At 64.6% G+C, this 13351-nt stretch carries 15 protein-coding genes; 5 read left to right on the top strand and 10 right to left on the bottom strand.

Going from position 1 to position 13351, the window contains the following annotated elements; all coding sequences use genetic code 11:
* Positions 1–10: 10 nt before the first annotated feature.
* Together ACFRJ9_RS00270 and ACFRJ9_RS00265 are read right to left on the bottom strand one after the other, a co-directional pair.
* The gene (locus ACFRJ9_RS00270; RefSeq protein WP_377663226.1) at positions 11–1468 is read right to left on the bottom strand and encodes an MFS transporter; all 1458 of its coding nucleotides are present in this window, start codon (positions 1466–1468) and stop codon (positions 11–13) included.
* Entirely contained in the window at positions 1465–2175 is a 711-nt protein-coding gene (locus tag ACFRJ9_RS00265; protein ID WP_377663225.1) for a TetR/AcrR family transcriptional regulator C-terminal domain-containing protein, read from the bottom strand. Before ACFRJ9_RS00265 ends, ACFRJ9_RS00270 begins: the two co-directional genes overlap by 4 nt.
* 122 nt (positions 2176–2297) lie before the next feature.
* Between ACFRJ9_RS00265 and ACFRJ9_RS00260 the strand changes: the two genes are divergently transcribed.
* Entirely contained in the window at positions 2298–3026 is a 729-nt protein-coding gene (locus ACFRJ9_RS00260; protein ID WP_377663224.1) for a DUF2306 domain-containing protein, read from the top strand.
* Between the two features lie 37 nt (positions 3027–3063).
* Here the strand turns inward: ACFRJ9_RS00260 and ACFRJ9_RS00255 are convergent, their stop codons facing one another.
* The 7 genes from ACFRJ9_RS00255 to ACFRJ9_RS00225 all read right to left on the bottom strand — a co-directional run bounded on the left by ACFRJ9_RS00255 (position 3064) and on the right by ACFRJ9_RS00225 (position 8114).
* Positions 3064–4353 (bottom strand): adenylosuccinate synthase, encoded by a 1290-nt coding sequence (locus ACFRJ9_RS00255; protein WP_377663223.1) that lies wholly within the window; start codon positions 4351–4353, stop codon positions 3064–3066.
* Positions 4354–4565: 212 nt separating this feature from the next.
* A complete protein-coding gene (locus tag ACFRJ9_RS00250) occupies positions 4566–5084 on the bottom strand; it encodes a hypothetical protein (RefSeq protein ID WP_377663222.1) in 519 nt (172 codons plus the stop codon).
* On the bottom strand, positions 5081–5764 hold the full coding sequence (locus ACFRJ9_RS00245; protein WP_377663221.1) for a hypothetical protein: 684 nt from the start codon (positions 5762–5764) through the stop codon (positions 5081–5083). Before ACFRJ9_RS00245 ends, ACFRJ9_RS00250 begins: the two co-directional genes overlap by 4 nt.
* The gene (locus ACFRJ9_RS00240) at positions 5754–6317 is read right to left on the bottom strand and encodes a signal peptidase I (protein WP_377663220.1); all 564 of its coding nucleotides are present in this window, start codon (positions 6315–6317) and stop codon (positions 5754–5756) included. Before ACFRJ9_RS00240 ends, ACFRJ9_RS00245 begins: the two co-directional genes overlap by 11 nt.
* The gene (locus tag ACFRJ9_RS00235; RefSeq protein WP_377663219.1) at positions 6314–6940 is read right to left on the bottom strand and encodes a SipW-dependent-type signal peptide-containing protein; all 627 of its coding nucleotides are present in this window, start codon (positions 6938–6940) and stop codon (positions 6314–6316) included. Before ACFRJ9_RS00235 ends, ACFRJ9_RS00240 begins: the two co-directional genes overlap by 4 nt.
* Before the next feature lie 36 nt (positions 6941–6976).
* Positions 6977–7591: a SipW-dependent-type signal peptide-containing protein gene (locus ACFRJ9_RS00230; RefSeq protein ID WP_377663218.1), complete on the bottom strand. Its 615-nt coding sequence runs from the start codon at positions 7589–7591 to the stop codon at positions 6977–6979.
* Between the two features lie 184 nt (positions 7592–7775).
* On the bottom strand, positions 7776–8114 hold the full coding sequence (locus ACFRJ9_RS00225; RefSeq protein ID WP_377663217.1) for a hypothetical protein: 339 nt from the start codon (positions 8112–8114) through the stop codon (positions 7776–7778).
* 243 nt (positions 8115–8357) lie between these two features.
* On the opposite strand from ACFRJ9_RS00225, the gene ACFRJ9_RS00220 reads away from it, so the two are divergent.
* A complete protein-coding gene (locus ACFRJ9_RS00220; RefSeq protein ID WP_377663216.1) occupies positions 8358–8990 on the top strand; it encodes a uracil-DNA glycosylase in 633 nt (210 codons plus the stop codon).
* A 147-nt stretch (positions 8991–9137) separates the two neighbouring features.
* Here ACFRJ9_RS00220 and ACFRJ9_RS00215 read toward each other — a convergent pair whose 3' ends face one another.
* On the bottom strand, positions 9138–10130 hold the full coding sequence (locus ACFRJ9_RS00215; RefSeq protein WP_377663845.1) for an ABC transporter substrate-binding protein: 993 nt from the start codon (positions 10128–10130) through the stop codon (positions 9138–9140).
* A 179-nt stretch (positions 10131–10309) separates the two neighbouring features.
* Here ACFRJ9_RS00215 and ACFRJ9_RS00210 point away from each other — a divergent pair, with 179 nt between their 5' ends.
* From ACFRJ9_RS00210 to ACFRJ9_RS00200, 3 genes are read left to right on the top strand one after another with little or no spacing between them, the layout of a single operon-like run.
* Positions 10310–11392, top strand: a complete 1083-nt coding sequence (locus tag ACFRJ9_RS00210) for an iron chelate uptake ABC transporter family permease subunit (protein WP_377663843.1) — start codon at positions 10310–10312, stop codon at positions 11390–11392.
* A complete protein-coding gene (fepG, locus tag ACFRJ9_RS00205; RefSeq protein WP_377663215.1) occupies positions 11389–12444 on the top strand; it encodes an iron-enterobactin ABC transporter permease in 1056 nt (351 codons plus the stop codon). The genes ACFRJ9_RS00210 and fepG overlap by 4 nt, the downstream gene beginning before the upstream one ends.
* Positions 12441–13253 (top strand): ABC transporter ATP-binding protein, encoded by an 813-nt coding sequence (locus ACFRJ9_RS00200; RefSeq protein ID WP_377663214.1) that lies wholly within the window; start codon positions 12441–12443, stop codon positions 13251–13253. Before fepG ends, ACFRJ9_RS00200 begins: the two co-directional genes overlap by 4 nt.
* Positions 13254–13351 lie beyond the last annotated feature (98 nt).

Here is a 13351-nt window from a genome sequence, read left to right as displayed (position 1 = left end):
GCGTTCGAGACTACTCGCTCGCAGGTTCCGAACTGGGCTTCCTGGCCGGTTCCGCAGTGCCCGCCTTGCCCTCTGCCGGCATGGCAAGAACCGCCGCAACAGTCAGGACGGCACTGACAAGGACGGCCAGGAAGACGGCCATGGAGGCGTGCACGGTAGTTTGCGGATCGGGACCACCGCTTGGCCCGTTGGCATAGATCGCGTTGGCAACCGCACCGAAAACGGCGACACCGATGGAGCTACCAATCGATCGGGCAAAAAGGTTGGTTCCGGTGACAACGCCCCGCTCGTTCCATTCCACACTGGTCTGGGCGGCAATGAGGCTCGGCGTTGCCACCAGCCCCAGTCCGAGTCCGACGATGAAGCACGCCATGGCAACCAGGAGAACGCTGGGCGATGACGCCGTCAGGGCAAGGACAGCCGTGCCGGTGACCGTGACCAGGATGCCGATGATGGCTGTCCTCCGGAACCCGATGCGGAGGTAGAACCGGCCGGCTTGGGACGCACTGATCGGCCAACCTAAGGTCAAAGCCGCCAAGGCGAGCCCAGCCAGAAGCGGCGAGGTGGAAAGCGCGCCCTCAAGGAACGTGGGGACATAGGAGGTCAGGCCAAGCATGACCGCGCCGACACCGAAGGCGACCATAGCGGTGGTCGCCAGCAGCCGGCGGGAGACGATCCACGGCGGCAGGATGGGCTCCGCCGCCTTCCTCTCGACCAGGAGAAACACGGCGAACACCAAGGCTCCCGCGGCAAAGACGGTGATGCTGACCGGTGAGTTCCAGGCCCAGGCCTGACCGCCCTCCAGCGCCCCAAGGATGAGCAGGCTCAAGGAAATGGTGAGCAGTGCCGCCCCCGGGTAATCGATGCGGTGCTTGGTGCGCTCGATGCTCTCGTGAAACGTACGGATCAGCATCCAGCCAGCCAGAAGGCACAGCGGAATGTTGATGAGGAAGATCCCCCGCCAGATCCCCAGTGAGGCGAAGACGCCGCCCAGCGTTGGTCCCACAACAGAAGAAACAGCCCACACGCTGGCCAGATAGCCCTGTACCTTTGCCCGTTCAGCCAGCGTGTAGATATCGCCGGCAATGGTGATCGCCACAGGCTGGACTGCACCGGCCCCGAGACCCTGAAGCACCCGGAAGGCAATGAGTGCCGGCATGCTCCAAGCAACTCCGCAGAGGATCGATCCAAGCAGGAAAAGGCCGATGCCGCTGAGGATGACCGGCTTGCGGCCCAGGACGTCGGAAAGCTTGGCGTAGACGGGCACGGAGACGGCCTGCGCCAAAAGGTAGGCGGAAAAGAGCCACGGGAACGAGGTAAATCCGCCAATGTCCCCAACAATTGACGGCACAGCCGTGGCAACAATGGTGGCATCGATCGCCACCAGGCCGGTGGAGAGCATCAAAGCAATCAGGATGGGACCGCGACGGGATCGGAACCCGATTCCATCATCGGTCATTGTGGTCATTTGCTCGTCCAATTCCGCTCGTGGAGCCGTTCGAAACCATCCAGGAGCAGGTCGAGGGCAAATTCGAACTCGAATTGGTCGTCACAGCCGTTCCCGACAACTGACTCGTCGTCATGTGCTGCCGCCAAGGCGATCCGAAAGAGATTGGGGTAGCTCCCGGCCATGTGCCGTGCCATGGCCGCCCGGGCCTCCACCGTGATGGTCGGATGTTCGTTGGCGTCCCGTCCCGCCGAGTCGTCGAAGACCTCTTGGGTAAAGCCCCACATCCGGCTGCCCAAGGCGTGCATGACATGGTGCGTGAGATCCACGGACAGTCCACCCGCCAGGAACATTCCCACGAATGCGTCCATGTACCCGAGCACGGCCGGCGTCGCAGTAGTTCGGGTCTCAATCACGGGGCGGGCCCAGGGATGCCGCAGGAGAGCCCGCCTGGCCGAAAGCACCCGGAGCCGGACCGCAGTCTTCCAAGGGGCATCCGCAGCGGGCGGATCGATCTCGCTGACGAGGGTGTCCACCATGCCGTCGAGGAGTTCTTCCTTGTTTGCGACGTGCTTGTACAGCGCCATCGGAACAACGCCGAGTTCCTGGGCGAGCCGGCGCATGCTCAGTGCCTCGATACCCACCTCGTCCGCGAGCGTGACCGCAGCGTCCAGCACCCGGCCACGGTTCAGTGGTACGCGACGGGCCGCCTCCGCCAGCTGAGTCATGTGTCTTACCTTCCGAAAAATACCGCCAGGACCGGGGTCCGGGATTGACAGGTATACAGCGTACACCTAACCTGTCAATCATAAAGGTGTACGCCGTACACCTCGAAAGACAGGCCAGAGCCATGACAGAAAAAACCGCCACATCCTTCCGCGGCCGCTACCGGGCACAATGGGCGGCACCTGTGGCATTGATCGTCCTCAGCCTCATCCCGGTCATTGCCGGAGCGGCGCGTCTCTCTGAATTGACGGGCAGCGCAACGGTCACTCCGCAAAACGCCAGATTCTTCGGTTCGCCCATCCCCGTGGTTACCCACATCATCACAGTCACGGTGTACAGCCTGCTCGGGGCACTTCAGTTCGCCCCCTCGCTTCGACCCGGCAAGCGGTCGTGGCACCGGAGGGCCGGACGCATCCTGGTGCCGGCCGGCTTGCTCGCTGCCTTATCCGGCCTGTGGATGTCCATGTTCTACACCCTCCCGGAAGGTGACGGCCCGGCCCTTCTGGTCCTTCGGCTGATCTTTGGTTCCGCCATGGTTGCGAGCATCATCCTGGGTCTCTTTGCGATTCGACGCCGGGACTACGCAACCCACGGCGCATGGATGACCCGTGCGTACGCAATCGCCCTGGGCGCCGGAACGCAAGCCCTGGTGATCCTGTCATGGATGCTGGTTGCAGGTCCTACAGACGAGACAATGCGGGCGGTGCTCATGGGCGCCTCCTGGGTCATAAACCTGGGGGTGGCCGAATACACCATTCGTCGGCGCGCCAGGACTTCCCCTCAAGCCTCCCGCCGAGCGAGCCGGGTCGTTAGGCCGGAAACGACAACGGCGGGCCACCCGTCGGTTCCGTGAGGAACCAGGGTGACCCGCCGCTGCAAGCCAGTAAGAGCTAGTCGTTGATGAGGTCGTGGACCACAATCGTCTGATCGCGGTCCGGGCCAACACCGATTGCCGAGAAGCGCGTGCCGGAAAGCTTCTCGAGGGCCAGCACGTAGTTGCGTGCGTTCTCCGGGAGGTCCTCCATGGTGCGGGCGCCGGTGATGTCCTCGGTCCATCCATCGAAGTACTCGAAGATCGGCACCGCGTGGTGGAATTCGGTCTGCGTCATGGGCATTTCGTCGTGGCGGACGCCGTCAACGTCGTAGGCGACGCAGACCGGGATCTGCTCGATGCCCGTGAGGACGTCCAGCTTGGTGACGAAGTAGTCCGTGAAGCCGTTGACGCGGGAAGCGTGGCGGGCCAGGACGGCGTCGTACCAACCACAGCGGCGGGGACGGCCGGTGTTCACACCGAACTCGCCACCGGTCTTCTGCAGGTAGACACCCATCTCGTCGAACAGCTCCGTGGGGAACGGGCCGGCGCCAACACGGGTGGTGTACGCCTTGATGATGCCGATGGAACGCGAGATGCGGGTGGGGCCAATGCCCGAGCCAACAGAAGCGCCGCCGGCCGTGGGGTTGGAAGAGGTGACGAACGGGTAGGTGCCGTGGTCAACGTCCAGGAACGTTGCCTGGCCGCCTTCCATGAGCACAACCTTGCCCTCATCCAAGGCGTTGTTCAGGACAAGCGTGCTGTCGATGACCAGCGGACGCAGGCGCTCAGCGAAGGACAGGAAGTACTCCACGATCTCGTCCGCCACGATGTCCCGGCGGTTGTAGACCTTGACCAGGAGCTCGTTCTTCTGGCGCAGCGAACCTTCCACCTTCTGGCGGAGGATCGACTCGTCGAAGACGTCCTGGACGCGGATGCCCAGGCGGGCCACCTTGTCCATGTACGCCGGTCCGATGCCGCGGCCGGTGGTGCCAATGGCGCGGCTGCCGAGGAAACGCTCGGTGACCTTATCCAGCACCTGGTGGTACGGGGCCACAAGGTGGGCGTTGGCCGAAACACGCAGGCGGGAGGTGTCCGCGCCGCGGGCTTCAAGGCCGTCGATTTCCTGGAAAAGGGCCTCGAGGTTCACCACGCAACCGTTGCCGATAATGGGAATTGCGTTGGGGCTCAGGATGCCCGCGGGAAGGAGCTTCAGCTCATACTTCTCACCGCCAACAACCACGGTGTGCCCGGCGTTGTTACCGCCGTTGGGCTTGACTACGTAGTCAACTCGACCACCGAGCAGATCGGTTGCTTTGCCTTTGCCTTCGTCGCCCCACTGGGCTCCGACGATCACGATAGCGGGCATGGGATCCTCCCCCATTCTTTCGGGCGAGACCCAGCCGGATGACCAGGACTCGACGCCGTACATGAGAATGCCCCGACGCTAACCTGGTGCAGCCTGCCGTAAGGCGCGGCATACGCAAGAGTTTCGGGGCTCTTACCACCCAAGTTTAGCCGATGGCACCGGAATACCTTGTGTCAACCACCGGACGACGACGGGCAGGTGACGTTTTGTTCTCAGGCGACGTTGGTACACGATCCCCCGATGCCCGCAATGACCCCGGCATTCGCCCTGACTGACACCGGCGTGGATTTCCAACCCGCGGCCGCGGTGTAGATATCCACTTGGAACTGCGTGTTGAAACCCAACAGGCCGCCGAGCAGGGTGGCAGGAATGTCCGTTGTATAGCCGGCCGACGTCCCCGTCGTATTGGCCACTCCCGGATAACCCTGCAACGTGGTGACGGCGGATCCCGCAGTAATCAAGTGGACATCGATCACTGCGTCCGTCAGGTTCGGGTAACCCGCCGGCGGTTTCCAGAAGACCCTGACATACGCCCCAACGCCCAGAAAAACAGGATGGAACTCGCAGGGTCCATTCAAGCTCGCCGGCGGCAGCGTGATCGTCCCGAAGTTCCCCCGGGTAAACTCGCCGCGCTGCCACGCCGCTTCTGTCACCGGGAGGGGGCCGGAGCCCGGGAAGAGCAAAGCAAGGGGAAAGACCAGGGCACCAAGGAATGCAAGCCGCCTCTTCATGTCCCGGCACCCCGTAGCCTCGCGAGGCCAAAGCCCGCACCCACTGCCAACACTCCCAGGACAACTGCACCGCCCAGACGGAAACCGCTGTTCGCGAGACCCGTTTCCCCGCCACCACCTTCATCGCCGGAACCGTGGACCCCCACCCAAAGGTTCATCCTGCTCCCCTGTATCTCCCGGGGAGCATCTTCAGCAAGGCTCGCAGACACCAGGACATAGGTACCGGCAGACCAGGAAGTCCCAGGCTCCATCATGCTGATCCACTGGTCCTCCACCAGATTCACTGCCACAGGTGTCAGTAAAGTCCGTTCTCCTTGGCCACATGTGCTGCCGACCCACGGTTGATCGCACGCCCGGAGCCCTACCGAAAGGAAATCGGCCAGATTTTCCGAAGCAGATCCCGCCGCGGCCCCCACGGGCTGCGGCTCGGACCCCAGCGTGACCGCCAGCGATGTGGCTACCTCCCCTGGCACGTCAACAGACACAGCCCAATCCGCGTGATCGCCCGGGGTGAGCCGATGCACTTCCCCGGCCGGACCGGCGTCGAGCTCCAACCAGCCGGCTGGACCGTCCTGGGCGGCCGCGTTGGCCGGCGCAATCCCCACCGACAGCACTGTGAGCGCGGCGAGCAGCACCCCACGCCCATAGTGCCGCTGCGGAACCCGCCAACTACGCCGCATCCTCGCCGCCCTGACGCCGGGGCCATAACACCCACGTCACCAGCGCGGCCACCCCCACAGTCACCGCGCCCAGAGCCAAGGGGCTCGACGCCGCGGACACTGGATACGCCAGCCCCGGCGCGGACCAGAGGACCAGCCGGACACGTTCCACGACATACGGTGCAGGGTCCGGGTCGGCGTTGGCGTCTCCCTTCATGGTGATGGTCCGTGCGGGTCCGTCGGCAGGCTCGATGGTCTGAACGAGGTGCGTGATGGGCAGCTTCCCCGGCCGGTCGACCGTCACAACGTCCCCGGTCCGGATCTCGCTCGCAGGAATCTCACGCACCACGGCCAGCGATCCCGCCGGGATGGCGGGCGACATTGAGCCGGTCTTGAACAGGATCAGCGATATGTGGAACAGCAACGCACAGATGACCGCAATAATGCAGACCGCGCCGCCCACCGCCGCGACGTTGAGCACGAACTCGCGCAGCCGGCTGACGGTCCGCTGACGGCGACGCGGGCGTGCACGGCGGGGTGACTGCTGCTCGGCGAGCGTGGCACGGTGCTTCATGAGCTTGAGGTGGCAGTGAACTGCCAGGTCGCAGTTGCCGTTTTACCCTGCAACGCGTTGTCCGCGCCCGCCGGGAGCGTGACCTCGAAACAGAATTGCGTTGGCACCCCGGGCAACGTGGCCGTTGCCGCCGCCAACGGATTCACGACGCCGGCCGCCTGGCCCACCGTGAACGCTTTGGCGCCGTCGCTGCCCACCACGAAGGCGGGTGAGCCCGTGAAGGCAGACGCATCGCAGGCGGCCGACCGCACCACCCGGTATCGAAGCGCCGCGCCCAAGTCACCGGTCCCGGTACCGGAGCTGGTGACCACCGGAATCCCAAGGACCACTTCTCCGGCCACTGACGTTGCCTTGGTACGGATGGCGAACGGCGCATAGACAACCGTGCCCGGACTCATGGCGGTGGCATTGAACACCAGCGCTGCGCCCGGAGAGACGTCATTGGTGGCCCACGCCCCCAGGGCGTCATAGGGCTTTGTGACGTTGGATTCGGTCACGAAGACGCTGGTCCCGAACGATCCCCGGGAAAAATCGCTGTCCGTCCACGAGGCCAGCGTCACTGAGCCGCCCAACCCGAGCGCCAAGGCCCCGGCAAGGAGGGCACGGATGCGGAGAAACACCACACCGCGTTTGGTATGTGCTCGTCGATCACCCATGGATCACTGCGATTGTGCGGCGAATTCCCAGGTGGTGGACCCTGTTTGGGCTTGGACAACTGCCCCCGCAGTGACCCTGAAGCACAGGTTCACTGGGGCTCCGGGGTCGGTGCCCGCTCCTTGGGCAAGGTCGAAAGTGATGCTTGCCGGCGTCGATCCCAGCGTTTGTCCGGCGGTGACCAGTGTTTCCGTGACGGCCTCGGCGCAGCCAAAATCTTCCGACTGTGTGAGTTCGTAGGTCAGGCCGGCCAGCGAGCCTGTGGAGGCCTCGGTGGACAGGGTGACAGTGGCGTCATAGGTGGACGCTCCATCCAACCTGACGGCGAAGGGGGCCGTGACCACGTCGCCGGGCGACAAGTTGGAAGGATTCGTGGTGAACCCCAGTGTTGCCGGCGAACCCACAGGGTTCTCCGTGAAGGTTGTTCCGTTGATGCTGCCCTGCAGGTTGAAGGAGCCGGCAGTGAACGTACCTTGCGCGAACTCGGAGCTGTTCCAAGCGGCCAAAGTCACCGCCGCACCTACTCCAAGGACGAGGCCACCGGCCAGGATCGCCCTGACTTTCGGAGCCTTGCCCGGACGATGCTGTGTTTCCGGTGACGCTTCTGTTGATGCAACCACTGTTACCCCCACGGTAGATGATGCTGTCGAACGAAGTTCGGTGCCAGGATGCGGGGGTCCCTGGGACAGGCCCCCCAAACCAATAGCCCCAACCCATCATCCGGCCGGGCCAAAGTCAACGGGGTTGACCTGCACTAATGGATTAAGATATCGCGCTCGTCGCCACGGATCCTGCGTGTGAGGGCTACCCTCCTGCCACAAATGCCAGCGCCGCTTCGGCAAGCGCCGGCCACTCCGCCGCCGATTCCAAAGGGACTTCCACCCAGTCCTTGAAAGGGCGTTTCATTCCGGACGGATCGAACAGAACGGCCCCGGGCAGCGCCAACGCGCGGGCGTGGTGGTCAGTGTCCCGGCCGAGCTTGAAGACCACCCTGTCTCCGTTCAGGCATGCGATCGCCTTCTTCTCCAGCATCAGCGAGCTGGCGCCGAACATCTTGCCCTGCACAACGCCGGCTTGGGCAAGATCAGCACCAAGGCCTTCAAACGCGGACACAGCGGCAGCGGACGATTCGTGTTTCTCCATAGGCCGCATCATGCCGGAAGGCGCGTACCGGCGTCGAGAGTCGACCGCCGACGTCGAGACACCCGACACGTTTCCCGGGCAACACGCCGCGTCGCATTCGGGGGCGCGCCGAAGCAGCACCCACTGCCGCCCATAGTCCGGTAAGGTTAGTTAGCCCCCAACAGCACCCTTTGAGGTTCGGCTGCGGCATGCCCGCGGCCCCTTGGAACGGTGCGCTGTAACACCTAGGAGACCTAACCCCTGATGCAAGAACTGGCGACTGAATCACCTGAAGAAATCCTCTGGAACCGCCGCTACGAACCGCACATCGCCGAGGTCAACGGGCTGTGCGACTCCATCAAGGAGCAGAAGCCGGGCAGCGAGGTCCTGTACATCGACCCCGCCCACAGCATGGATGACTGCCGCATCGTCAGCCTTTTCTCCAATCAGCGCACCAACACCGGCGAGGGTTTCATCACCCCGGGTGACGACGAAGCCCACACCCGCATGCTCGGCATGCAGTGGCAGCTGGGCCTGCGTCCCGAGCTCATGATGCCGTGGAACGCGTACCCGTGGATCGAACCCAACGAGGAACCGGGCAAGCTGACGCCGGCCAACATCACCGAAGGCCTCAAGCCGTTGCTGCGCCTCCTCCAGCTCCTGCCGCGTACTTCCGCCCTGGTGGCACACGGCAACGAGGCACACCGCCTCGCCGACCAGCTCATGAAGGCCGCACCGGCAAGCATCGCCCGCCGCGGCTTCAAGACCTTCAAGGTCCGCTCGCTGGGTGGCCGTTCCTTCGCCGGCACCCCAGCCCGCCAGCAGGAATACCTGGACGCCATCCACGGCGCCTACGCCGAGGCCATGGCCCGCACCGGTATCCCGCGCAAGGCCTGATTACTGCTCCGTTGTGAGGCCTGCTCTGCGCCCCAAACCTCCGGGTTAGCACGCAGATCGGGCCCCGCAACAAGCCAACGACGGCGGCCCTCACCTTTCGGTGGGGGCCGCCGTCGTCGTTGGGGTGCTTCTGTTGGGCTTTTAGCGTTAGCTGACCAGCATGCTGCGGAGGTCCTTGAGGATCAGCTGGGCGCCTGTGGGACCGAGGCCAAGGAACCACACGTCGTCGTTGACGGCCTTGGCGTGGCCGGCCTTGACTGCGCTGAGCTTGGGCCAGACAGCGCCTTCGACAACCGAGGTTTCGCCGGTAGCTGCGGGCTCGCCGTAGCTGCTGTAGAAGATCCAGTCGGCATCGCCCTGTTCGATGTTCTCGGCCGAGACCTCGGCGGCGAGCTCATCGATGTTCTGGTTCTCCGGGCGGGCCAGGCCAGCATCCTTCAGGATCACGCCGATCAGCGACTTGTTCGCATAGAGGCGGATCTTGCCGGGGAGGAACCGGACCAGGGAGATCTTGGGATCGCCCTTCACGTCAGCTTTGAGGGCGTCCGCTTCGGCCTGGTAGTCGTTGAGGGCCTTCACGGCCTTGTCTTCCTCGCCCAGAGACTTGCCCACCAGGAGGAAGTTCTCCTTCCACGGGAAGCCCGGGCGGATGCTGAAGACCGTGGGAGCAATCGCGGACAGCTGCTTGTACAGCTTGTCAGCCCGAAGCTGGCTGCCCAGGATCAGGTCCGGCTTCAGCGCGGCGATGGCCTCGAGGTTGAGGTTCTGGATGGTGCCGATGGAGGGCACGTCCTTGACCTTGTCAGCGAGGTAGCTGAGGACCGGGTTGGCACCTTCGGTGGTTGCCATGCCCACGGGAGTTACGCCGAGGGACACGACGTCGTCGAGCTCGCCGGTATCGAGGACCACCACGCGGCTGGGCTTCTGCTCCAGGACCGTTTCGCCGTTGGCGTGCTTGACCGTGCGGGGGAAGACGCCGGGAGCTGCGTCCGTGCCAAGCTTGGCAGTTTCCTGGTCAGCGGTGGTGAACTTGGAACCGCCGGTGGCGACATCGGCGTTACCGGCGGAAGAACCTGAGCCACCGCTGGCGCCGCAGCCTGCCACGAGGCCCATGACCAGGGCGGCTCCGGCCACCTTCATGGCCAGGTTTCGCACGCGGGAGGCCTTACGCGGCTGTACTTCAAAATCGTCATTTTTCACTGGGTAAGGCTAACCTAATTAAGGCACGCTTCTGTGACGTTGTGACGACAGTCACGGAATCGCCGCGTTCTTGTTCCTTGCTCCTCTCTCCGGAATGGTCCCCTGTTGTGTCCCAAGTGATGGCCCCCGCTCCAAAGCCACAAGATGATGGGCCACCAACCGCCGCGCCGCAGGCCGAAAGCGCGTCCGCAGGTTCCGGCGTCGTGCGTAAATCCCGCTGGCGTTTCCTCTTCGTGGTCCTTGCCGCGGCAGTACTTCTCGGTGCCGTGATGTTGAGCCTGGGGGTCGGAGCCAAGTTCATCCCGGCCTCCACCGTCCTTCAGGCATTCACGAATCCGCAGGACACCGCGGATCACGCGATCATCCTGCAAAACCGGTTGCCGCGCACGCTGATGGGCATCGGGGTGGGGGTTGCCCTGGGCGTGGCCGGAGCACTCATCCAGGCCATCACCCGGAACCCGCTGGCAGATCCGGGCATCCTGGGCGTCAACGCGGGGGCGTCCTTTGCGATTGTCATTGCGATCGGCGTGTTCGGGATCGGCTCGCTGAGCGGCTACATCTGGTTTGCGTTCGTGGGTGCCATCCTCACGACGGCGGCCGTGTACCTGATCGGCACGGCCGGCCGGAACGTCGTGAATCCGATACGCCTGACCCTGGCCGGCGTTGCCTTGGGTGCGGTCCTCACGGGCATCGGCTCCGGACTCACCCTGCTCAACCCCAAGGCCTTCGACCAGCTTCGTTCATGGAGCATCGGTTCGCTGGACAGCCGGAGCATGGAGGCATTTACCACCGTGGCACCGTTCATGGCCGTGGGGCTGCTGGTCGCATTGTTCTGTGTTCGCGGGCTCAACGCCGTGGCGCTGGGTGACGACCTCGCCACGTCCCTGGGCGCCAACGTCAACCGAACGCGCATCATGGGCGTAGTGGCCATCACGCTGCTGAGCGGCGCAGCAACAGCGGGAGCGGGCGCCATCGGCTTTGTGGGATTGATGATTCCTCATGTGGCCCGCTGGATTGTAGGTCCGGATCAGCGCTGGATCATGGCCACCACCGTGGTCCTCTCCCCTATCCTGCTGTTGGTATCGGATGTTGTTGGCCGGGTTGCCGCGCCGGGTGAGCTGCAGGTGGGCGTAGTGACTGCGTTCATTGGTGCCCCCGTGCTGATCGCGCTGGCGCGGCGCCGGAAGGTGAGCGGGCTATGAGCCGCCTGGACTCCATCGACTTCGGCCGGCCTGTTGCTGTGGTCCGCAACCGTTCGATGAGCCTGCGATTCGATGTGCGCAGCATCCTCGTCTGCGTTCCGCTGCTCCTCGCATCCCTGGCCGTGGCGGTGGTTTCCCTCGCCACCGGGGACTTCCAGGTCACCGTGGCCCAGGTGCTGCAAGCCTTCACAGGCGACGCCCCGGGACTCGCGCAAACCATCGTGATGGAATGGCGGCTCCCCCGTGTGCTTGCGGCGTTGGTGTTCGGCGCGGCACTGGGCATGAGCGGAGGCATCTTCCAATCCATGACCCGCAACCCGCTCGGCAGCCCGGACATCATCGGCTTCAACACGGGCGCCTACACCGGTGCGCTGATCGTGATGCTCACCGTTGGTGGCGGGTACCTTGGCGTGGCCACAGGCGCCCTTGTTGGCGGCATCCTCACCGCCCTGGCCGTCTATCTGCTCGCCTACCGACGCGGTTCGCAAGGCTTCCGGCTCATCATCGTGGGCATCGGCATCAGTGCAATGCTGGCCGCTTTCAACCACTGGCTCATCCTGCAGGCAGAACTCGAAGCCGCCTTGGCGGCAGCTGTCTGGGGAGCCGGTTCCCTCAACGGCATCACGTGGGAGCAGGCGGCGCCTGCCGCCGTCGTGGTTGTTGTGGTTGGCTTGGCCACGCTGGGCGTCGCGCGCCGGATGCAGTTGCTGGAAATGGGCGACGACGCCGCACGCGCCTTGGGCGTCCGGGCGGAACCCACCCGTTTGCTGCTGCTGGTCCTGGGCGTCGCATTGACTGCGGCCGTGACTGCTGTCGCCGGCCCTATCGCGTTCGTGGCCCTCGCCGCGCCCCAACTTGCCCGGCGGCTCACACGAAGTGCCGGGATCACGCTGGTCCCCTCCGCGGTGATGGGCGCGTTCCTCCTGGTCGCCAGCGACCTCGCCGCGCAGCGCCTGTTCGCCCCGATCCAGCTGCCGGTGGGCGTGGTGACGGTGTGCATCGGCGGTATCTACCTCGTCTGGCTGCTGGCCAGGGAAGCAAGGAAATCATGAGCCTCACCACTGCTGCCCCGCAGCTACACGCCGAAGCACTGACCATCGGCTACGAGCAGCGCATCATCTCCGAGAACCTCAACGTGCGCATCCCCGAGGGCCAGTTCACGGTGATCGTCGGGCCCAACGCCTGCGGCAAGTCCACGCTGCTGCGCGCCCTCGCCCGGCTCATCAAGCCCCGCAGCGGACAGGTGCTCCTGGACGGGAAATCCGTGACATCCCTGCCGGCAAAGGAACTCGCCCGGCGCCTCGGGCTCTTGCCACAGTCATCCATTGCGCCCGACGGCATCACCGTGGCCGACCTCGTGGCCCGCGGCCGGTACCCGCACCAGAAACTCCTGCGTCAGTGGAGTGTGGAGGACGAGTCCGCAGTTGTTGACGCCATGGAGGCCACCGGCGTTTCGTCGTTATCCGGGCGGCTGGTGGATGAACTGTCCGGCGGCCAGCGGCAGCGCGTGTGGGTGGCCATGGTGCTCGCCCAGCAAACCCCGCTGATGCTCCTCGACGAGCCCACCACCTTCCTGGACATCGCCCACCAGATCGAGCTGCTGGAACTCTTCCGCGAGCTCAACCTGGACAAGGGCCACACCCTGGTTGCCGTGCTGCACGACCTCAACCACGCCAGCCGCTACGCCGATCACATCATCGCCATGAAGGACGGTGTGGTGGTGGCCGAAGGCGCGCCCGCTTCCGTGATCACCGAATCCTTGGTGGAGGAAGTGTTCGGGATGGCCTGCCGGATCATCGACGACCCCGTGACGCACACGCCGCTGGTGGTCCCGTTGGGCCGCCCCCGGCTACCCAACTGACTCGCATTAGTGGTTGTTCTGAGCGCTCATAACAACCACTAATGCCAGCTACTTGGGCGACTAACGACGACGGCGACCCTCGCCTTTTCGGTGAGGGT

The organism is Paenarthrobacter sp. NPDC056912 (genome assembly GCF_042786555.1).
In the GTDB taxonomy this organism is placed as follows: domain Bacteria; phylum Actinomycetota; class Actinomycetes; order Actinomycetales; family Micrococcaceae; genus Arthrobacter.
This window is presented reverse-complemented; position numbering and strand designations above follow the sequence as displayed.